19 protein-coding genes are annotated in these 19,775 nt (G+C 63.9%); 8 read left to right on the top strand and 11 right to left on the bottom strand.

Translation table 11 applies throughout. The features are described from left to right. Positions 1 to 84 precede the first annotated feature (84 nt). From WI560_RS29870 to WI560_RS29850, 5 genes are all read right to left on the bottom strand, one after another. A complete protein-coding gene (locus WI560_RS29870; RefSeq protein ID WP_375306033.1) occupies positions 85 to 402 on the bottom strand; it encodes an HPr family phosphocarrier protein in 318 nt (105 codons plus the stop codon). Continuing rightward, entirely contained in the window at positions 399 to 800 is a 402-nt protein-coding gene (locus WI560_RS29865) for a PTS sugar transporter subunit IIA (protein WP_028134014.1), read from the bottom strand. Before WI560_RS29865 ends, WI560_RS29870 begins: the two co-directional genes overlap by 4 nt. Before the next feature lie 133 nt (positions 801 to 933). After that, complete coding sequence (locus WI560_RS29860; RefSeq protein ID WP_375308939.1) at positions 934 to 1,458, bottom strand: HPr kinase/phosphorylase; 525 nt, start codon at positions 1,456 to 1,458, stop codon at positions 934 to 936. Between the two features lie 26 nt (positions 1,459 to 1,484). After that, positions 1,485 to 3,281 carry a stimulus-sensing domain-containing protein gene (locus tag WI560_RS29855; RefSeq protein WP_375306032.1) on the bottom strand — a complete coding sequence of 599 codons (1,797 nt, stop codon included), beginning with the start codon at positions 3,279 to 3,281 and terminating at the stop codon, positions 1,485 to 1,487. 205 nt (positions 3,282 to 3,486) lie between these two features. After that, entirely contained in the window at positions 3,487 to 4,188 is a 702-nt protein-coding gene (locus WI560_RS29850) for a response regulator transcription factor (RefSeq protein WP_008542552.1), read from the bottom strand. A gap of 241 nt (positions 4,189 to 4,429) precedes the next feature. Here WI560_RS29850 and WI560_RS29845 point away from each other — a divergent pair, with 241 nt between their 5' ends. After that, entirely contained in the window at positions 4,430 to 5,167 is a 738-nt protein-coding gene (locus tag WI560_RS29845) for a HugZ family protein (protein ID WP_375306031.1), read from the top strand. 178 nt (positions 5,168 to 5,345) lie between these two features. Here the strand turns inward: WI560_RS29845 and WI560_RS29840 are convergent, their stop codons facing one another. Next, the gene (locus WI560_RS29840; protein WP_375306030.1) at positions 5,346 to 6,041 is read right to left on the bottom strand and encodes a Crp/Fnr family transcriptional regulator; all 696 of its coding nucleotides are present in this window, start codon (positions 6,039 to 6,041) and stop codon (positions 5,346 to 5,348) included. Positions 6,042 to 6,268: 227 nt separating this feature from the next. Between WI560_RS29840 and WI560_RS29835 the strand changes: the two genes are divergently transcribed. From WI560_RS29835 to WI560_RS29815, 5 genes are all read left to right on the top strand, one after another. Further along, positions 6,269 to 8,293 (top strand): DUF3604 domain-containing protein, encoded by a 2,025-nt coding sequence (locus tag WI560_RS29835; protein WP_375306029.1) that lies wholly within the window; start codon positions 6,269 to 6,271, stop codon positions 8,291 to 8,293. Between the two features lie 16 nt (positions 8,294 to 8,309). Beyond that, complete coding sequence (locus WI560_RS29830) at positions 8,310 to 9,164, top strand: peptidyl-prolyl cis-trans isomerase (protein ID WP_375306028.1); 855 nt, start codon at positions 8,310 to 8,312, stop codon at positions 9,162 to 9,164. Next, complete coding sequence (locus WI560_RS29825) at positions 9,161 to 10,159, top strand: HupE/UreJ family protein (RefSeq protein WP_375306027.1); 999 nt, start codon at positions 9,161 to 9,163, stop codon at positions 10,157 to 10,159. The genes WI560_RS29830 and WI560_RS29825 overlap by 4 nt, the downstream gene beginning before the upstream one ends. Positions 10,160 to 10,395: 236 nt before the next feature. Further along, positions 10,396 to 10,596, top strand: a complete 201-nt coding sequence (locus WI560_RS29820; protein WP_375306026.1) for a hypothetical protein — start codon at positions 10,396 to 10,398, stop codon at positions 10,594 to 10,596. 17 nt (positions 10,597 to 10,613) lie between these two features. Further along, the gene (locus WI560_RS29815) at positions 10,614 to 11,045 is read left to right on the top strand and encodes a hypothetical protein (RefSeq protein ID WP_375306025.1); all 432 of its coding nucleotides are present in this window, start codon (positions 10,614 to 10,616) and stop codon (positions 11,043 to 11,045) included. Between the two features lie 40 nt (positions 11,046 to 11,085). Here the strand turns inward: WI560_RS29815 and WI560_RS29810 are convergent, their stop codons facing one another. The 3 genes from WI560_RS29810 to WI560_RS29800 form a co-directional block, all read right to left on the bottom strand. Then, a complete protein-coding gene (locus WI560_RS29810; RefSeq protein WP_375306024.1) occupies positions 11,086 to 13,011 on the bottom strand; it encodes a DUF3604 domain-containing protein in 1,926 nt (641 codons plus the stop codon). A gap of 137 nt (positions 13,012 to 13,148) precedes the next feature. Continuing rightward, positions 13,149 to 13,580 carry a hypothetical protein gene (locus tag WI560_RS29805; protein ID WP_375306023.1) on the bottom strand — a complete coding sequence of 144 codons (432 nt, stop codon included), beginning with the start codon at positions 13,578 to 13,580 and terminating at the stop codon, positions 13,149 to 13,151. A 17-nt stretch (positions 13,581 to 13,597) separates the two neighbouring features. After that, a complete protein-coding gene (locus WI560_RS29800) occupies positions 13,598 to 13,984 on the bottom strand; it encodes a hypothetical protein (protein ID WP_375306022.1) in 387 nt (128 codons plus the stop codon). 190 nt (positions 13,985 to 14,174) lie between these two features. Here WI560_RS29800 and WI560_RS29795 point away from each other — a divergent pair, with 190 nt between their 5' ends. Together WI560_RS29795 and WI560_RS29790 are read left to right on the top strand one after the other, a co-directional pair. Next, complete coding sequence (locus WI560_RS29795; RefSeq protein WP_375306021.1) at positions 14,175 to 16,769, top strand: tetratricopeptide repeat protein; 2,595 nt, start codon at positions 14,175 to 14,177, stop codon at positions 16,767 to 16,769. Between the two features lie 286 nt (positions 16,770 to 17,055). Next, the gene (locus tag WI560_RS29790) at positions 17,056 to 18,672 is read left to right on the top strand and encodes a phosphoenolpyruvate carboxykinase (RefSeq protein WP_028134019.1); all 1,617 of its coding nucleotides are present in this window, start codon (positions 17,056 to 17,058) and stop codon (positions 18,670 to 18,672) included. Between the two features lie 115 nt (positions 18,673 to 18,787). Here WI560_RS29790 and WI560_RS29785 read toward each other — a convergent pair whose 3' ends face one another. Both WI560_RS29785 and WI560_RS29780 read right to left on the bottom strand, forming a co-directional pair. Then, positions 18,788 to 19,603: an acyl-CoA thioesterase gene (locus WI560_RS29785; RefSeq protein ID WP_375306020.1), complete on the bottom strand. Its 816-nt coding sequence runs from the start codon at positions 19,601 to 19,603 to the stop codon at positions 18,788 to 18,790. 26 nt (positions 19,604 to 19,629) lie between these two features. Further along, positions 19,630 to 19,764 carry a hypothetical protein gene (locus WI560_RS29780; RefSeq protein WP_375306019.1) on the bottom strand — a complete coding sequence of 45 codons (135 nt, stop codon included), beginning with the start codon at positions 19,762 to 19,764 and terminating at the stop codon, positions 19,630 to 19,632. Positions 19,765 to 19,775: the final 11 nt, after the last annotated feature.

Raw genomic sequence — 19,775 nt, 5'->3', positions numbered from 1 at the left:
GCCCACGATCTCTCTCGGTCGCGAAAAGATGCGTGGGCACGCTTCGTTTTGCCCACCCTACGGCACTGCGTGCGTTAGGGAGAGCTAAATCCCTTCCTCGTTGAACTTGCTTTCAACGAGCTCGGTGATCGCCGCGAGCGCGGCTTCGGCCTCCGCGCCGGCGGCGGCGACCGTGATGGTGGTGCCGGGTCCCGCGGCGAGCATCATCAGACCCATGATCGACGTGCCGCCGACGGTCTCGCCGCCGCGCGTCACCCACACTTGCGCGTTGAAGCGTTCGACCGCCTGGACGAATTTTGCCGAGGCGCGGGCGTGCAGGCCGCGCTTGTTGATGATCAGGAGATCCCTGGAGATCGCGCCCGCGGGCACGCCTGCCCCCGCTTGTGACGCCTCGCCGGTCATTTGCCGGCGAGTACGCGGCTGGCGATGGTGACGTATTTGCGGCCGGCTTCCTGAGCCATCGCGATCGCGTCGGGCAGCGTGCGCTCCTCGCGCACCTTGGCGAGCTTCACCAGCATGGGCAGGTTGATGCCTGCGAGCACTTCGACCTTGGGCCGGCTCATGCAGGATATTGCAAGGTTCGACGGCGTGCCGCCGAACATGTCGGTGAGGATCGCAACACCGTCGCCGGAATCGACGCGGTTAACCGCCTCGATGATGTCGCTTCGGCAGAGATCGGAATCGTCTTCGGCGCCGATCGTGATCGCTTCGATTTGTTTTTGTGGGCCCATGACATGCTCAAGCGCTGCCTTGAATTCGTCGGCAAGGCGCCCGTGGGTCACAAGTACTAGACCAATCATCGGAAAACTCCTCGCGGGCGCTTTTGGTGCACCGCACGAACGCGCCACTTTGACCATCCAGAGCCCCCGCGCAAGAGGGGATGTTGCGTATCTCCCTGAATCTAGACGGATGGATGAGGGGAGCTGCGCCGGTCTATTCGGTCGCGATAGTGGGGTTCATATGGTTACCATTTCCCTTCAAACAATCGCCCGAAGGGTTAACGGAAGATGAACTCTTGGTAGTGGTCAAGGCCGCGACAACCAAGGGGAGGGGTGAATGGTCGCGGCCCACCGGGATTCGCGGTATTTCGACACCAGAAATGCTGGTTTTCAGGGCTTCGGGCGGCGGCAGGCGCTCCGCGTCCGCCGCGTCCAGATCGACCACGAGACCGACGGTCGCATGCTCCACGAAGTCGCAGCAGCGGATTCCGAGGCCCCGGATCTCGATCAGGCCCTTGAGGCGCGGCGCCGGGCGGACCTCAATTTCATCGCCGACTGTCGCCAGATGGACACGGTCATCCCCGACCAGAACGGCCCTATCGACCACGCCCGCGCGTCCCGCCATGATCAAATCGAAGGCAAGGCGCGACTTGCCCGAGCCCGAGGGCCCGCGGATCAGCACCGCCAGGGGCCCGACCTTGACCGCGGAGGCGTGAACGCTGGGCCCGGCCTCGTTCAAGCCGCCGTCGTTCAATCGGCCCTGGCTCATAGCGCCGGCAGCCTGACCACGAAGCGCGCACCTGCGACCGTCGGGACGCCCTCGTCATCCAGCGGGCCGGCACGGTTCTCGGCCCAGATGCGTCCGCCATGGGCGTCGACGATCTGCTTGGAGATCGACAGGCCGAGGCCGGAGTTCTGGCCGAAACCCTGATGCGGACGGTCGGTGTAGAAGCGCTCGAAGATGCGCTCCAGCGCGTCGTCGCGAATGCCGGGGCCGTCGTCGTCGACCACGATCTCGATCTCGGAGCGCACGCGGCGGCAGGTGAGGCGCACCTTGTTGCCGGCTTCCGAGAACGATTGGGCGTTGGAGAGCAAGTTGGAGACCACCTGTCCGAGCCGCGAATCGTGGCCGCTGACGGCGAAGGTGTCGCTCGGGCTGCGGCCCTCGAAGCGCGTCTCGACCGCGACGTCATGGCCGAGCTTGGTTTCATTGGCGACGGACACCAGCGTCGTCAGCAGGCGGCGCAAATCGACCGGGATCGCATCCTGGCGCTGCAATTCGGCATCGAGGCGGCTGGCGTCGGAGATGTCGGAGATCAGTCGGTCGAGCCGCTTGACGTCGTGCTCGATCACCTCGAGCAGGCGCGCGCGGCTGGTCTCGTTGCGCGCCAGCGGCAGCGTCTCGACCGCCGAGCGCAGCGAGGTCAGCGGGTTCTTCAATTCGTGGGCGACGTCGGCGGCGAACATCTCGATCGCCTCGATGCGGCTGTAGAGCGCGCTCGTCATGTCGCGCAATGCGCCCGAGAGATGGCCGATCTCGTCGCGGCGGCGGGTGAAATCCGGAATCTCGATGCGGGCCTTGATGCGGCGGCGCACGCGCTCGGCACTGTCGGCGAGCCGGCGCACCGGACCTGCGATCGTGCTCGCGAGCAGCAGCGACAGCATGATCATGACGGCGGCCGCGACGCCGCCGACCTTGAGGATGGCGAGGCGCTCGGCGGTGACCATCTGGTCGATGTCGTCGCCTTGGGTCGACAGCATCAAGGCGCCGTGAATCGCGCGCGAGCGCAGCACGGGGACCGCGACCGAGACGATCACCTCGCCGCGGGCATTGACCCGCACCATCGAGCGCTTCTGGCCCTGGAGCGCATCGCCCACCTCCGCATAGCCGTTGCCGTTCTCGGGCCCGAGCTCGCGATAGAGCGGCAGGTCGCCGCGGTTCAGCCAGGTGCGGACCGCGACCATGCCGCGCTCGACGATGCCGGGCTTCTCGGCCGGCGGCGGCAGGTTGTAGCGCAGCACGTTTTCGAGGTTGCGGCTGTCCACCAGCAGGCTGCCGTTCGGATCGTAGATGCGGGCGCGCGTCTTGGTCGGCGAGATCAGCGTGCGCAGCACCGGCGCCACCCGCTCCGGATTGATCGGGAAATCCAGCGGCGAATATTCGTCCGAGCCGCCATAGGTCTCGCCCGGCTTGAGGTCGAGCAGCCGGTCGGGATCGATGGTGATGGCGTTGGTCTGCACCGTGGCGGAGGCCGCGATCGCGCCGGCGATGATCTCGGCCTGCACCAGCAGGCTCTGCGCCCGCGCGTCGATCAGGCCGGCGCGGAATTGCGACAGGTAGAGGATGCTGGCGACCAGCGCGACGAGGCCGGCGAGGTTGAGCGAGACGATGCGGCGGGTGAGGCTGGAAAAGGACAGCGCGAAGAAGAACTGCCCGGCGCGCTTCAGCCAGTTCAGCGGTCGGAAGCCCTGCGGCTTGGCTTCGGCAAATGGCTCCTGAACGCCGTCGGATGCGACGCCGCCGGCGCTCTGGTTGGGATCAGGCTGCGTTCGGTCCAGCAATGCTTACGCCCGTGTTCAGACGGCGTTGAGAAGGTCCCCACATTCTAGAGCATGATCCGGAAAAGTGTGCAGCGGTTTTCCGAAAGGATCATGCTCGAGAAACAAACCGGAGCACGATGATCTCATCGCGCTTTGGAGCGATCCCGGTCCCGATGCAATCAGAACCGGCGATGCTCGTAGTCCGTTCGTGAAGCTGCCTGCCGCCTCAGGCTTCCTTGAAACGATAGCCGACGCCGTACAGCGTCTCGATCATCTCGAACTCGTTGTCGACCACCTTGAACTTCTTGCGCAGCCGCTTGATGTGGCTGTCGATGGTGCGGTCGTCGACATAGACCTGATCGTCATAGGCGGCGTCCATCAGCGCGTTGCGGCTCTTCACCACGCCGGGCCGGGTCGCCAGCGCCTGCAGGATCAGGAATTCGGTGACGGTCAGCGTCACCGGCTCGTTCTTCCAGGTGCAGGTATGCCGTTCGGGGTCCATGCGCAAAAGGCCGCGATCGAGCGCCTTGGCGTCGTTCTCCTTCGGCGCGACGGTCGGGTCCTTCGGCGCCGAGCGGCGCAGCACCGCCTTGACGCGCTCGACCAGAAGGCGCTGCGAGAACGGTTTGCGGATGAAGTCGTCGGCGCCCATCTTGAGGCCGAACAGCTCGTCGATCTCCTCGTCCTTCGAGGTCAGGAAGATCACCGGCAGGTCGGATTTCTGCCTGAGGCGGCGCAGCGTCTCCATGCCGTCCATGCGCGGCATCTTGATGTCGAGGATGGCCAGATCAGGCTGGGTGGTGCGGAAACCGTCCAGCGCGGAGGCGCCGTCGGTGTAGGTCATGATGCGGTAGCCTTCGGCTTCCAGCGCGATCGAGACGGATGTGAGAATGTTGCGGTCGTCGTCGACCAAAGCGATTGTGGGCATGAGCCTCTGCTTTCTGCTTTCCGTTTGGGTCGTGGCTTGAAACGGCGAGCAATCCACTGATGCGCCGCATACATGGGTGCCGAAGTCGGCGTTCGAACCTTGTCACCGAGCAATGCAAGCTGGGCTGAAGTGTGACCAAGTTCCACGAAACACGGCAGATTCGCCGCATGTCGACCCATAACCAGGCCCCCGTTTACCCGAAAAAAGGCCTCCCTTGCAACCACCTGAGCCGAGAAAGCCGATGCAACCGACCCCTGATTTCGACCCCGCAAAGCTCGCCAAATCCCTGCTGCGACGATCGCGCCAGGGGGCGCTGGCAACCCTCATGGCCGGCAGCGGCGATCCCTATTGTTCCCTGGTCAATCTGGCCAGCCATCCCGATGGCTCGCCCATTCTGCTGATCTCCGGCCTTGCCGTGCATACAAGGAATATCCTTTCCGACAGCCGAGTCTCGCTGATGCTGGACGAGCGGGCGGAAGGCGATCCGCTGGAAGGCGCCCGGATCATGCTGTCCGGCCGGGCGGAGCAGGCCGAGGCCGAAAAGGACCTGCTCCAGCGGCGGTATCTCAATGCCCATCCGTCGGCGGAAAGCTTTGTTTCCTTTAAGGATTTCTCCTTCTTCCGGATCCGCCCCACGGGAACCCATCTGGTCGCCGGTTTCGGCCGGATCGTCGATCTCCAGCCCGAGCGGTTCCTCACGGATCTCACCGGGGCCGAGGATCTGCTGGCGGCGGAGGAGGGCGCCGTCGCGCATATGAACGCCGACCATCGGGAGACCATGGGCCTCTATGCGACCAAGCTGCTGGGTGCCGGCGCGGGTGATTGGCGCTGCACCGGCTGCGATCCGGAAGGCCTCGACCTGCAGGACGGCCAGATCGCGCTGCGGCTGGACTTCCCGGAGCGGGTGACCGACGGCACGTCGCTGCGCAAGATGCTCGTGCGCCTCGCTGGCGAAGCGCGCAGCAAGGCGGCCGACTAAAGCGCGATGCGATCTTTTCGGAAAACCGCTGCGCACTTTTCCGGATCATGCTTTAGTGCGTGTACTCGTAAAATCGAGGCCGGCTCTGAGCGCCGAGCGGAAGTTTTCTGATCGGGTAGAGCATGACCGCTGATGACCCCGAACGGACGTTGCTAGGGTCGATCCGATCGAGCCATGCTCAATCGCGCAGCATCTTGCGTAGCGTGTCTGGCGCAAGGATGCCGACGCAGCGGTACGACAGTGTCACGTGCCCATCGGCCTCGAGCCGGCGCAGGATGGCACCGGCCGTGGTCCGGGCGACATTGGCCATATAGGCGATGTCTTCATGATTGAGGTCCACCTCGATCGGCTGGTCGTTTGCCGGAGTTGCGACGCGGCAGTCCCCGAGGCGGAGCAGCACAGCCACGAAGCGCTTGACATGATTGCGTATCATCAGGTCGTCCGAGCCCCCCATGGCCAGATCGAGATGATCGAGCGCCAGGAGGCCGAATAACCGCCAGGCATCTGGGTCGTCGCAGACAATCTCGTCGACGCCGTGCACTGGCAGATGCAGCAGCGTGGTTGGCCTAGTCGCGGTCAGGCCAACTTTTCGGGGCTGACGCGTAAAGACCGAACCTTCCCCGAACCAGGCGCCGGGCATCGCAAAATGCGCGGTATACGGCCCCACCTCCCCGGGCGCGATCGAAACGCCGAGACCTCCTTCGACAAGTCCATAGAGACCACCGGGCTCATCGCCGATCGCATAAATCGGAGCGCCGGCGCCAAAGTGCTTCACCAGGCAGCGCTTCAAGACCGCGCTCCGAAACGACGGCGGCGTATTGCGGAGCCATCCCTTGCGGCTGACGATTTCGGAGGATGTTTCCTTGCTGAGCATCCTGGCTCCAATAGGTCGCCGGCGATCAATCTCGATCAGGCTTTATTGCTATGCTGGGAGCGGAATACACGGGTTGACCGAGATCAAGATCGCACATGTGGTCTTGTGGTGCGCTGCCTATATGGATCGTTCCATTTCGACCACAAACGGATGGAACTTGGCCTGCGCCAAGCCTCGTCAGCGTAGCCCGCGCTCATTCCAAACAAGCGAGAAAGAGGTCAGGCATCATGATGAAGCAAGCACGGAATACCTCTTCTGCTTCGATTGTGATTGCCGGACTTGCGCTCGCCGTTGCCGTACCCGGAAACGCTAGCGCACAATCGGCAACGCCTGGGGCCGCCGCCGATGATGTATCGGTCAAGGGCGCGTTCGATCCGGACGACGGCATTGCCCGGGACACCAGGCCGGAAACGCCGGCTGGCGTCGAGGCAAAGAAGCGCTACTCGCCCTATGCCGGCCGCAAATATCCGACCCGGGTGTTCTTCGGCGACACGCATCACCACACCGCCAATTCAGGCGACGCGTTCATGGGTGGCAACAAGCTGACCCCGGATCAGGCCTACCGTTTCGCCCGCGGCGAAGAGGTCGTCTCCTCAAGCGGCGTGCCGGCGAAGCTCTCCCGCCCGCTCGACTTCCTGGTCGTCTCGGACCACGCGGAAGGGCTCGGCCTCATGTTTCAGGTCGCCAATGGCAACCCGGCGTTCGCCTCGGATGCAACTCTAACGCGCTGGGGCAAGGCGCTGAAGAGTGGGGGAAAGGAGCAGCAGGACGCGATGAACGAGCTTGTTTCGGCACAAGCCAACAACAAGCTTCCGCCTCCGATAAAGGACCCGAAAATCGTCGGTCCGATCATGAAGTCGGTCTGGCAGGAATACACGGCGACCGCGGAGAAGTTCAACGAGCCGGGAAAGTTCACGGCGATGATCGGCTTCGAATGGACCTCGGTTCCCGGCGGCAACAATTTGCATCGCAATGTCCTGTTCCGCGACAACAAGGACAGGGCCGATCAGATCTTGCCGTTTTCGGCGTGGCAAAGCGAAGACCCGGAAAAACTCTGGGAATGGATGGAGAAGTACGAACAAAAGACCGGCGGCAAGCTGCTCGCCATCCCCCACAATGCGAACCTTTCCAATGGCCGCATGTTCGAACTAATGGACTTCGCCGGCAAGCCGCTCTCGAAAAACTACGCCGAGCGACGTTCCCGTTGGGAAGTGCTGCAGGAAATGATGCAGACCAAGGGCGGCAGCGAGACGCATCCCGCGCTGTCCCCCAACGACGAATTCGCGGATTTCGGCATTGCCGGCTGGGAATACGGCAACCTCACGCTCGAGGACAAACCGCTGTCCCGCGAAATGATGCCGACCAATTATCTCCGCTGGGGATTGCTCCAGGGCCTGATGCAGGAGCAAAACCTCGGGACCAACCCGTTCAAGTTCGGCTTCATCGGCGGTACCGACGTGCACAACTCGCTGACCGCGATCGAGGAGGACAATTTCTACGGCAAGCACGTCAACCAGGAGCCGAGCCCGATCCGCTGGGAACACGTCTCCAAACAGGGATTCGGCAAGACGCGATATACGTGGCACTACACGGCGGCCGGCTACGCAGCGGTGTGGGCCTCCGAGAACACCCGCGAAGCGCTGTGGGACGCGATGAAGCGCAAGGAGGTCTACGCGACCTCGGGCACCCGCATGACGGTTCGCCTGTTCGCCGGCTGGGACTTCACGGCCGACGACGCGCGCTCGCGCTACGTTGCCGAGACCGGTTATGGCAAGGGCGTGCCGATGGGCGCTGACCTGCCAAAACTGCCGGTGGCGGGCAAGGCCCCCTCCTTCCTCGTCGCGGCAATGAAGGACGCCTTGGGCGGCAACCTTGACCGCATCCAGATCGTCAAGGGCTGGCTCGACAAGGCCGGCAAGCCGCAGGAAAAAATCTACAACGTGGTGTGGAGCGATGCTCAGCGCCGCAAGCTCGGGAAGGACGGCAAGCTGCCGCCAGTCGGCGACACCGTGGACGTGGCGCACGCCACCTGGACCAACACCATCGGCGCCTCCGAGCTCGTCGGGGTCTGGAAGGACCCGGATTTCGACCGATCGGTGCGGGCGTTCTACTATGCGCGCGTCATCGAGATCCCGACGCCCCGCTGGACCGCCTATGATGCGTTCCGCTTCGGCATCAAGATGCCGCCGGAGGTGCCGATGAAGCATCAGGAGCGCGCCTGGACTTCGCCTGTCTGGTACACGCCATCGTAAACGGGGCGCCGCAGCCATGGTGAAACGTCTGCTCAAAGAGCCCCTGCTGCATTTTCTGGCGCTGGCTGTCGCCGTGTTCGCTGCTTACGGCGCCTTCAATCGTTTCGAGGCGGGCAAGCCTGACGAGATCGTCATCACGGAGTCCCGGATTGATCGGCTTGCCGCCCAGTTCGCCGCGATCTGGCAGCGGCCGCCGACACCCGCCGAGCTGAAGAACCTGATCGACGACTACGTGAAGGAGGAGATTTTCGTCCGCGAGGCACTCGCGCTTGACCTCGACAAGGACGACGCGATCATTCGCCGCCGCCTCCGCCTCAAGATGGAGTTCTTGAACAACGCCGATACCGCGACCTTGAATCCGGCCGACGCCGAGCTCGAAAACTACCTGAAGAGCAATCCCGAAAAATTCGAGATCGATCCCGCTTACGCTTTCGAACAAGTGTTGCTGAGCCCGGACCGGCACGGCGAGAAGATCGAGCAGGACGCCGCGTCCGTCCTTCAGATCCTGCGCACTAAATCATCGATCGATCCCGGCGAGCTTGGAGACGCCACGCTGCTTCCGCGCAAGCTCGAGCTCACCGGCAAGGCGTCGATCAGCCAGACGTTTGGTCCCGCGTTCGCCGACGTCCTCGACAAGATCGCGACAGGCGAGTGGACCGGACCGGTCGAGTCGGACTTCGGGCTGCATCTTGTCCGCATCGCGGAGCGTCAGGCGGGGCGCACGCCCGCTCTCGACGAGGTTCGCAATGCGGTCGAACGCGAGTGGACGAACGACAAACGAAAGGCGATCGAGGAGCAACGCCTGGCCGCGTTGCTGACGCGCTACCGGATCACGACGGAGCAGAAGCCCCGGCTGGCGAACGGCCCATGACCCGTCTCGCCGGCATTTTTCTTCTTCTCGCGCAATTGTTCGCGGTCCATCTCGCCGCGGCCGACGAGCTGCGGCCCGCTTTTCTCGACATCCGGGAAATGGCAGCCGACGAATTCGCGGTCGTGTGGAAAGTGCCGGCGCTCGGCGATTTACGGCTGGGCATCTACGTTCGCCTGCCGGCATCGTGCCGCCCCAAGGCGGAGCCGGTCAGGACCATTCAGGCGGGGTCCTTTTTTGAACGATCGAGCGTAGTTTGCGCCGGTGGATTGAAGGGCCGGGAGATTTCCGTTGACGGCCTGAAGTCAGGTGTGACCGACGCGCTGGCGCGAATTGAGTACCGCGACGGCACGACGGAAGTCGCCCGGATTACCCCAGACTCCCCGATCCTCCTCGTCGTGGGCGCCCAAAGCAGGCTGGAGGTCGCGAAGACCTATCTGCTGCTGGGGATCGACCATATTCTCACGGGCTTCGATCATCTGCTCTTCGTGCTGGCGCTGATGCTGCTGATCCGTGACCCCTGGATGCTGGCGAAGACGATCACCGCCTTCACGATCGCGCACAGCATCACGCTGGCCGGAGCGACGCTCGGCTTTTTCAGCCTGCCGCAAAAGCCCGTCGAAGCCGCCATCGCGCTCAGCATCGCCTTCGTCGCGAGTGAGCTCATCAAGATAAAGGCAGGCGAGCGGCGGCTTTCGCAAGCCTATCCATGGGTGGTGGCCTTCGCCTTCGGTCTTCTTCACGGCTTCGGCTTCGCCGGCGCGCTCAAGGAGACGGGATTGCCGCAGCTGGATGTCCCGCTGGCTCTCCTCATGTTCAATGTGGGCGTCGAGGCCGGCCAGCTTCTATTCGTGGCCGCGATCCTGATCGCGGTCAGAGCGGCGACGGCGCTCGTCACCACATGGCCGGTCGTGCCGGCGCGCCTGGCCGCTGCTTATCTGATCGGCATCATATCGATGGTCTGGTTCGTGACGAGGGTCACCAGCTTCGCAATCTAGCGATTGGTCACCCCAATCTGCCAGCCGACATCCGTGGCCGCTCCGGGCGCAATGAAACGTGAACTTGGATTGCCTGCGACATTTGGTCTTCAAATGATCGCCCGTGATCAATGTCGCTTTCGTCGCCTGTTACTCTTCGTGGATCGGTGACCTTTGATCTACCCAGCGAGTGCGATGCGTGCGCGGCTGAGTGCCGCAAATCCCCTCGCGCGGTCGCAAAGTGGATGGGAGTGCAAATGAAGGCCTCAGGCATTCTGATCCGAGCGCTCCTGGCGACGCCTTTGTTGCTGGTTGAAATCGAGCCGGGCGCGAACGGCGGCACCTACGGCCACGGCAATTTCGACGTAGACCAACGGCAGCTTGAGCAGCGCCACTTGGCCGCCGCCGACGGCGAAGGTCGCACGAGCTGGACCAACTATCTGTACTTCACGTTATGAACCGGAGGGACGCCATCATGATCAGAAACGGTCTGTACGCGCTGACCGTCGAGTTGCTGGACGGCGTTCAAGGCGGAGGCAATGGCGTCCTGGTGCTGCGCGACGGCACGATCCGCGGCGGCGACTCGTTCTTCTACTTCACCGGCAGCTACATCTGTTGCGACGGCAAGTGGAAAGGCGAAGTCACCTCGCAAGAGCACACGCTGGATCTGGCGACACGGCCCTTCGCGCGAAAAGTCGCCACCATCGGCTTTAGCGGAACCTATACCGATCACGGTGCCGAAAACGACAACACCGCGTTGCTCGGCAATCGAAGCATTCCCTTCCGAACGATTTTGCGCCTGCTGCTCGCCGACCAGGACGGAGAAATGCCGGCGCTCGATCACTGGCGTTCCGAATATCTACGGTATAAGGAAATAAGCACGCCTGCCCGAGCCGGGCGTCAATAAGAGGCGCTGATCTGCCCGCGGTTTCGCGATCCGATGAGACCTACTTGGCGGCCGTGTACCAGATCGGCGACGTCCAGGCCCGCTCCTGAACCGTGGCCGCCACGCCGTCGAGCAGCGGCAGCTTGGCGCGCACGGCGTCATAGGTGCTCCAGCGCGGTGTCGGGATCTGCAACACGCGGGCGTAATAGAGCGCGTACTGGGTGGGTTCGAATTCGTCGTCCACCCAGCTCCCGGTCAATTGGGGGCTGCCGGCCGAATTGCTGTAGGTTGCCGTCTTCAGATCCACGGTATTGGCCACCGGCGGCAGCTTGCCGTCCGGCCCGATCTTGCGATCGCCCGACCACGCGATGTTGACGATCTTCTCCTGCGGCGTGCCGTCTGCATCGATCCAGCCCTTGATGATCTGGATGCGATCGAGATTGGCGTCCTTCGGACCCTTCATCGCCGTCACGTTGAAGCGTAGCGGCCGCTTTTCGCCGGGTGCGGCCGCCGGCAGGGTTCCGCCCATCGGCACGCCCAGCCTGTAGCCGTTCTCGACCATGGCTTTCGGATTGGCGTCCGGCCCGGGAAGATCGAAACCCGCGAACATTCGGACCTTGATGCGGACGCCGCTGGTGGCAAACGTTTCTTTTGCCTTCATCGCGTCCCAGATGGCGCCGCGCGTGTTGCTGGTCGCCCAGACGCCGGCAAGCGCTCCGGGATTGAGGTCGATGCCGCCGATCCAGCCGCCGACCTCCGCGGTCCGGCGCCGCTCGACCGTGCTGTCGGCGGCGCCGTGGCTGCCGACCTTGAAATTGCTTTCGTCGGTATCGCCGGGCGTGCCGTTGTGGCTGTCGGTGCCGCCGACGACGCCATATTTGTAGGGATTGGCGCCCATCGTGCGCTCGTATTCGAGCCCTTTGACAAGCCCATAGCGAACGAAATTTTCCTTCTTGGCCACGCGCCCGCTGTAGTTCGCCATCGAGTCCGCGTTCTCAAAATTCGCGAATTCGTCGGCAGCCCAGAAATTCCGGTGAACCTCCGAATTGCCCTTCACCTGCATCATCTCGATCAGCGGCTCGAAATGGGCCCGCGTCTTCGCATAGGCCGCATCGATCGGCCTGCCCTGCGGATCGAGCGGGTCGAACATCATGCCCTTGCTGGCGTTCGAATTGTGCGGGATCGCGATGACGGAGGCGCCGATCTTTTCCAGGCCGCCCATCCAGGCCCAAAGCCCGTCCTCGCGATTGATCTCGACGTAGCTCATGGGAATCTCGGGAACGCGGATGTCCCGAAAGAACACGTTGCGATGCAGATTGCCGCCCTTGGGCGCTGCGCTCCATTCGAACGCGGGGATCGTCGTGAACTTGCCCGGATGATAGTTCCGCTCGGTGGCCTCGAGCTCGATGACCCAAGCGCTCTTCGTGGTCTCGGGACCCGCGAAGAACGGCGGGTGCTGCGGCGTATCGGACCGATTGCTCTTCACGACGAAATTGAGGAACCAGGTCTCACGGTCCTCGATCGAGGTCATCGACCGAAGCTCCTTCAGCTTATCCTGATCGTGTCCCGGCGCGCCGTCCACCATGGTCGAATACATCTCGCCGAGATATTCCGCGTGGTCGGTCACCGCCGCGAAATCGAGCGGCTCGACGATGCGATGCACCTGCCCGTTGACCGTCATCTTCTCGCCCTGGGCGAAGCGGTATGCCCCATCCGGCGTCAGCCGCGCGCCGCCGAGATAGGCGTCCAGCGAATAGGCCGTGTGGACATGCGTTTCGCCGAAATAGGCCTCCCGCAGCGGGTTGGACGGAGCCTTGGCCTCGGCGGCCACGATCCGCGCCTGTTCCTTCTGAATCGCGGGATTGGCCGCCATGAGCTTCAATTCGCCCGCGCGCGCGGCCAGCGCGAACAAGGACGCGGCCAGCAGCAGGCCGCGGCCGAGGGCGCGATGCCTGAGTGTGGTGACGCGCTCCGCACTGTTCTTCATCTTCAGGCCCCGTATTTGTTGCCACCGCGCTTCGAGTCGCGCGTCCGAAGATTTCCCGGACCGCGAGGCACGCTCCTTTACCATGCATTTCCCGGACGAATTGTTCGCCCGTGAACAATGCGCCGAGAGATTCCATGTTACCGAGCCGAACCGATGAATGGTGCACGAGCAGCTCTTGTGAGACAGAATTCGCCAGCGATGTTGCGCGATCCATCGACGGCGAGCAGGTTGCTCCTGGCTGTCTGCATGCTCGTCCTCGCCGCCGCATCGAGCCGTGCTGCCGATGACTCGATGCCGCGGGTGGAAGAGAAGCTGATACTGCTTTCGACGCCGATCCCCATTCTCGCGTACGAGTTCCGGCCCATCATCGCAGGTCCCTCCCCCTCGTCGTCATGAACCACGGAGAGTCGCTGGATGCGACCGAGCGGAGCTTCTTCCCGCTGGTCGAATTCCGGGACGCCGCATTCTGGTTCGCGCGGCGAGGCAATCTGGTTGTTGTTCCCATCCGTCCGGGATTTGCGCGCTCCGCAATCGATCTCCCCGCGCGCGGTCTGCTCCGCGGAGATCAATCATGGCTCGTCGTCGCTCACGATGGACTGCGTCTCGGATATTGCTGCTGGTAGGTATCGCTCTGGCGGCAGACGCGGGCGGGAGCGCCAGAGGACAGAAAGCGAATCCGGCAAGCCAGGCTCCGGCTACAAAGTCTCCGGAAGCGATGATCGAAGCGCGTGGCGAGCGTCAGCTCGGGCAGCTCAGATTCTCCGGCTGGCGTAAACTGTGCTTTCAACCTTCCTAGGCCATGATTTGCCGGACGAGCATCACCGGCGTGACGGAGACGGGTCAGGAGATGCTGCGGGTCGACTTGATAGAAGGAGCAGCCGGCAAGGGCGGCCGTCTGCAGTTTCGTGCCGCCGATGTTGTTCCTGGCGGCCGGCGTCAGGGTTTCCCTCGGCCAACGCGACGCGGTCAGCATTCCCTCTCCTGGTATTTTTCTAATACCTGATGGCGGCATTGTGCCGTTGTTGACGGGGAGCGGACACCGAAAGCGCCCAAAGCAAGCGCCGAATTATGAGTACCCCCCCTGGAACGCAACGATTTGAACGCCGCGACCCGTCGCTGCGACCCAAGACGATAAGGCTTCGTGGCTCGCAGCGAGAAGGTTGATGACGCGTCGTCGTTTTGCATTGGCTGCGGGTCTGGCGCTCGCGATCGCCACGTCGTTGGCCTCGCCCGGTCTTGCCCAGAAGGGTGATCTGTCATCGCAGAGCGCGCGCATCAATGCGCTCCGGAGCGCCGGCAAATATTCCGAGGCGCTGCCGCTGGCGCAGGCCATGGTGGCCTCGCTCGAGAAGACCGGCAACAACCGCGACCTCGCCGCGGCGCTCAACAATTTCGGGCAGATCCACGCCGACCAGGGCCACGACGATCAGGCCGAGCCGCTCTACAAGCGCGCCATTGCGCTGATGGAGAAGGAGACCGGTCAGGGCAGCGCCGAGATCGCGCCGCTGCTGAACAATCTGGCGGCGCTCTATCAGCGGCGGGCCCGCTTCACCGAGGCCGAACCGCTGTTCAAGCGTGCGCTGGCCGTCAGCGAAAAGAGCCTGTCGCGCGAGCATCCCGATGTCGGCCGGGCCCTGAACAACCTCGCCACGCTCTACGTCAAGCAGGAGCAATTTGCCGAGGCCGAGCCACTGTTTCAGCGGGCGCTCGCGATCTACCAGAAGGTCGGCGGTCCCGAGCATCCCGCGGTCGCGACCGTCCTGAACAACATCGGCCAAGTCTATCGCGACCTCAACCGCGATGCCGACGCCGAGGCGCCGATCAAGCGCTCGCTGGCGATCCGCGAGAAGGTGCTGGGGTCCGATCATCCCGACGTCGCGCGCTCGCTGAACAATCTCGCCGGCCTCTACGAGCATCAGCAGCGCTACGCCGATGCCGAGCCGCTCTATCGACGTGCGCTTGCGATCCGCGAACGCGCGCTTGGGGCGGACCATCCGGACACCGTGATCTCGACCGGCAATCTTGCTTATTTCCTCTACGTCTTCGGACGCACCGCCGATGCTTTGCCGCTCGCGGACAAGACGCTTGCCAGCGGTCGCGCGCAGCTGCGCATCGTGCTGCCGATCTTGTTATCCGCGCGGCAGCAGCATCTGCTGCCCGACGACAAGGCGCTCGATAAGGCGCTGGCCGCGATTCAGCGCGGCACGCAATCCTCCGCCGCCGCTGCCGTGAACAAGCTCGCGGTGCGGATGGCCGCCGGCAGCGACCGCCTCGCCGAGCTGGTGCGCAAGGATCAGGATCTCGCCGCCGAGTCCGAGGCGCTCGACAAGGCGATCGTCGCGGCGGTGTCGAAGCCGCCCGCTCAGCGCGACCTCGCGCTCGAGCAGCGCAGCCGCACGAGGATCGCGGCGATCGGAAGCGAGCGCGGCACGTTGCAGAAGACCCTCATGCTCGAGTTTCCCGACTACGCCTCGCTCTCCAATCCGCTGCCGCTGGCAGTGAAGGACATCCAGCCGTTGCTGTCGGCTGACGAGGCGATGGTGATCTATTCCGTCGTCGACAGGCAGAGCCATGTCATCGCGATCACGCGCGAGGGCGCTGACTGGAAGGAGATCCCGCTCGGCGCGGATACGGTGACGCAGAAAGTGGCCGCCTTCCGCAAGGGGCTGGATGTCGGCAAGGCGCGCGATGCCTCCGGCAAGTCGGGCCTGTTCGACCTTGCGCTTGCCCATGAGCTCCATGCAGCGCTGCTCGGCCCGGTCGAGGCGTTGACGAAGGACAAGCGCAATTTGCTGGTGGTGCCCTCGGCGGCGCTGACGGCGTTGCCGTTTCATCTGCTGGTCACGGAGAAGCCGCCGGCTGCGATTCCGGACCGGCTCGAGGGCTATCGCGATGCCGCCTGGCTGCTGCGGCGCCAGGCCGTCTTGGTGCTGCCGTCGGTGATCTCCCTGAAATCGCTGCGTGCCTTCGCCCGCAAGGATCAGAGCGTAAAGCCGATGACCGGCTTCGGCGATCCCGTCTTCAACCCCGCGGCCGAAGATCCGGCCGACCGTCGCGCGGCCAGCGGCAAGGTTGCCGCACGCAGCATCGCGACGATCGCCTACACCGATTTCTGGCGCGGCGCCGGCGTCGATCGCGCGCGGCTGGCGCAGGCGCTGCCGCAACTGCCCGATACCGCCGACGAGCTGAACGCGGTGGCGAGGGACGTCGGCGCGGCCAAAGCCGATATCCATCTCGGACGCGATGCCAGCGAGACGACGCTGAAGCGTGCAGCGCTTGCTCAATACGGCATCATCTACTTTGCCACCCACGGTCTCGTGGCCGGTGACGTCAAGGGACTGGGCGAGCCCTCGCTTGCGCTGTCCATTCCCGATCAGCCGTCCGAACTCGACGACGGTCTTCTGACCGCGAGCGAGGTGGCTCAGCTCAAGCTCAACGCCGATTGGGTGGTGCTGTCCGCCTGCAACACCATCGCCGGCGACAAGCCGGGCGCCGAGGCGCTGTCGGGCCTGGCGCGCTCGTTCTTCTATGCAGGCGCCCGCGCGCTTCTGGTCTCGCATTGGGCCGTGGATTCGGAGGCCGCCACCCGCCTGACCATTTCGACATTCGAGCTGCTCAAGAACGAACCAAAGATCGGTCGTGCCGAAGCCTTGCGCCGCGCGATGTTAACGTTTGTCGACGACGCCACTTCGCCGCGCAACGCCTACCCAGCCATGTGGGGACCGTTCGCACTGATCGGCGAAGGCGAGGTAAAATGAAACGATTCCTCAGGGATTGTGCGTCGCAATAACCTGACATAACGCGCAAACACGCATTTGGTTGCGCGATCATTTGTGTTTTTTGGTTGCCCCTGCTCAGAGCTGACATGCGCGACGTTTGGCGCGGTCCTTGAATAAACCAAATCCTGCGGGATCAGCTTGGCAACGCCAGCGTTCATGATTATTAGGTCGTTCAGCCGAGGCCGAATGGCCCATTCATCACGGTGACTGCGATGGCGTCCAAACTTGGTCGCGCAGGTGTCGCGGGTTCTAGGAGGATTTTTTCGTGCAAGAGACGGGCGTGCGCAACGGTGCCTTCGGCGCCGACAAATTCGGCTTAAAGAATCTCAAGCAGGTTCACTGGAATCTTGGTGCGCCGCAACTCTATCAATACTCGCTCGCGGCCGGCGAGGCGGTGCTGTCCGCTGACGGCGCACTCTGCGCCGACACCGGCGAGTTCACCGGGCGCAGCCCGAAGGACAAGTTCACGGTGCGTGACGCCACCACCGACAAGAAGATGTGGTGGGCCGGCAACCAGTCGATCACCGCAGAGCAGTTCGAGACGCTCTATCAGGATTTCCTCAAGCACGCCGAAGGCAAGAAGCTGTTCGCGCAGGACCTCTATGGCGGCGCCGACCCGGCCTACCGGATCAAGACGCGCGTCTTCACCGAGCTCGCCTGGCACTCGCTGTTCATCCGCACGCTTCTGATTCGCCCCGAGGCGATCGAGCTGTCGACCTTCGTGCCGGAGCTCACCATCATCGACATGCCGAGCTTCCGCGCCGATCCCAAACGCCACGGCTGCCGCTCGGAGAACGTGGTCGCGATCGATTTCGCCCGCAAGATCGTCCTGATCGGCGGGTCTTATTATGCCGGCGAGATGAAGAAGTCGGTCTTCACCACGCTGAACTATTACCTGCCCGAGCGCGGCGTGATGCCGATGCACTGCTCGGCCAATGTCGGCGCCAAGGGCGACACCGCGATCTTCTTCGGCCTGTCGGGCACCGGCAAGACCACGCTGTCGGCCGATCCCAACCGCACCCTGATCGGCGACGACGAGCACGGCTGGGGCCCGAATGGCGTCTTCAATTTCGAGGGCGGCTGCTATGCCAAGTGCATCAAGCTGTCGAAGGAAGCCGAGCCCGAGATCTTTGCGGCCTCGACCCGCTTCGGCGCGGTGCTCGAGAATTGCGTGCTCGACGAGGACACCCGCGTGGTGGATTTCGACGACGGCTCCAAGACCGAGAACACGCGCTCGGCCTATCCGCTCGACTTCATCCCGAACGCCTCGCGCACCGGCCGCGCGCCGCAGCCCAAGAACGTTGTGATGCTCGCCGCCGACGCCTTCGGCGTGCTGCCGCCGATCGCCAAGCTGTCGCCGGCGCAGGCGATGTATCACTTCCTGTCTGGCTACACCGCCAAGGTCGCCGGCACCGAGCGCGGTCTCGGCAACGAGCCGCAGCCGGAATTCTCGACCTGCTTCGGCTCGCCCTTCCTGCCGCTCGACCCCAGCGTCTACGGCAACATGCTGCGCGACCTCATCGCCCAGCACAATGTCGATTGCTGGCTGGTCAACACCGGCTGGACCGGCGGCAAGTATGGCGTCGGCTCGCGCATGCCCATCAAGGTGACGCGCGCGCTGCTCACCGCCGCGCTCGACGGAAGCTTGCGCAACGTCGAATTCCGCACCGACAAATATTTCGGCTTCGCGGTCCCGACCGCGCTGCCCGGCGTGCCCAGCGAGATCCTCAACCCGGTCAACACCTGGAAGGACAAGGACGAGTTCGACAAGACCGCCCGCGCGCTGGTCGGCATGTTCCAGAAGAACTTCGCCAAGTTCGAAGCCCAGGTCGACGCCGACGTGCGCGCCGCAGCCCCGGACGTGAAGCTCGCGGCGGAGTGAGGCTCCGTCTTCTTGAATGCAAAAGGGCGGCCGTGAGGCCGCCCTTTTCGTTGGTGGGCATGTCACTGGCCCCACCACCGGCGCTATGGCGCGCTTGTCCGGGACGACAGCGTGGCTACGCCTTGAAATACGCGATCTGCGTCGTGGTCGCGAGCAGCCGGCCGTTCGGCGACCACAGCTCGGCGTTCTGGTCGGCGTAGCTCTTGTGCATGATCTTGGAATCCGCCGTCGCCAGCACGCGGGTGATGTCTTCGCTCGCGAGCTCCGCGCTGTCGGTGTGGAAATAGGTCGTCAGCGACACCGTGCCGAACGGCACCAGCTCGCGCCGCGCATGGAAGATGCGGCCGAAGAAGGCGTCCGACATCGACGTCAGCGACAGCATGTCGAGCTTGCGCGGCGTGCGGTCGCTGATCCAGATCTTCGAATAGGTGCTGGCGGGCTCGGCCTGCTGCGGGCCGATCCGCATCTCGCCCTCGACGAAGCGGAATTCGTACTGGTTGGCCCAGGACGCCGCGATCTTCGGAAACGGCATCGTCTCCTCGAACGGCTTTGCGTCAGGATATTGCGCCACCCGGTGCTCCCAGGACGGCCGCCGCTCGGCGAACACGGCCGTGGCGAGCGTTGCGACCTCGCCGCCGCCCTGGCTGAGCTCGACGCACCAGTGCTGGCTGGAGCGGTTGGCCTTGACCAGCCGCACGTCGAGATCGAACGCGCCCTTGGCGATCGGCGCGCAGTAATTGACGGTGAGCGCCAGCGGATCGCCGGCGGCCTGCGGATGCTCGATCAGCGCGCGGAGGATCGTCGCGGCCGTGGCGCCGCCGAACGGGCCGACAAAGGCCCAGTAATCGTCGCTGGTGTGTCCCTGCCAACTGCTGTCACCCGCGGTGATGCGGGTCGCGTCGTCGAAGGGGTGCGGGAGCTTGGCGTGCATGGGAGTCCTCGGTGTCGCCCCACCCGTCATTGCGAGCGCAGCGAAGCAATCCAGACTGTCTCCGCGGAAAGATTCTGGATTGCTTCGCTGCGCTCGCAATGACGGCGTTTGAGGTGGCGGCGTCGGTTCACCGACTCCGTCTTGGGGATGATGGCAGTCATATCATCATCCG

The sequence above is a fragment of the Bradyrhizobium sp. A11 genome (assembly GCF_042077125.1).
Lineage (GTDB): Bacteria > Pseudomonadota > Alphaproteobacteria > Rhizobiales > Xanthobacteraceae > Bradyrhizobium > Bradyrhizobium japonicum_B.
Note: the sequence above shows the minus strand (reverse complement) of the source record. Positions and strands in the feature narration are given on the sequence as shown.

What these genes read in the sequence shown, in the direction of transcription:
- WI560_RS29870 (WP_375306033.1), bottom strand. Translation starts at nt 402, where the DNA reads ATGACCGGCGAGGCGTCACAAGCGGGGGCAGGCGTGCCCGCGGGCGCG.
- WI560_RS29865 (WP_028134014.1), bottom strand. Translation starts at nt 800, where the DNA reads ATGATTGGTCTAGTACTTGTGACCCACGGGCGCCTTGCCGACGAATTC.
- WI560_RS29850 (WP_008542552.1), bottom strand. Translation starts at nt 4,188, where the DNA reads ATGCCCACAATCGCTTTGGTCGACGACGACCGCAACATTCTCACATCC.
- WI560_RS29845 (WP_375306031.1), top strand. Translation starts at nt 4,430, where the DNA reads ATGCAACCGACCCCTGATTTCGACCCCGCAAAGCTCGCCAAATCCCTG.
- WI560_RS29840 (WP_375306030.1), bottom strand. Translation starts at nt 6,041, where the DNA reads ATGCTCAGCAAGGAAACATCCTCCGAAATCGTCAGCCGCAAGGGATGG.
- WI560_RS29835 (WP_375306029.1), top strand. Translation starts at nt 6,269, where the DNA reads ATGATGAAGCAAGCACGGAATACCTCTTCTGCTTCGATTGTGATTGCC.
- WI560_RS29830 (WP_375306028.1), top strand. Translation starts at nt 8,310, where the DNA reads ATGGTGAAACGTCTGCTCAAAGAGCCCCTGCTGCATTTTCTGGCGCTG.
- WI560_RS29825 (WP_375306027.1), top strand. Translation starts at nt 9,161, where the DNA reads ATGACCCGTCTCGCCGGCATTTTTCTTCTTCTCGCGCAATTGTTCGCG.
- WI560_RS29820 (WP_375306026.1), top strand. Translation starts at nt 10,396, where the DNA reads ATGAAGGCCTCAGGCATTCTGATCCGAGCGCTCCTGGCGACGCCTTTG.
- WI560_RS29815 (WP_375306025.1), top strand. Translation starts at nt 10,614, where the DNA reads ATGATCAGAAACGGTCTGTACGCGCTGACCGTCGAGTTGCTGGACGGC.
- WI560_RS29810 (WP_375306024.1), bottom strand. Translation starts at nt 13,011, where the DNA reads ATGAAGAACAGTGCGGAGCGCGTCACCACACTCAGGCATCGCGCCCTC.
- WI560_RS29800 (WP_375306022.1), bottom strand. Translation starts at nt 13,984, where the DNA reads ATGCTGACCGCGTCGCGTTGGCCGAGGGAAACCCTGACGCCGGCCGCC.
- WI560_RS29795 (WP_375306021.1), top strand. Translation starts at nt 14,175, where the DNA reads ATGACGCGTCGTCGTTTTGCATTGGCTGCGGGTCTGGCGCTCGCGATC.
- WI560_RS29785 (WP_375306020.1), bottom strand. Translation starts at nt 19,603, where the DNA reads ATGCACGCCAAGCTCCCGCACCCCTTCGACGACGCGACCCGCATCACC.
- WI560_RS29780 (WP_375306019.1), bottom strand. Translation starts at nt 19,764, where the DNA reads ATGACTGCCATCATCCCCAAGACGGAGTCGGTGAACCGACGCCGCCAC.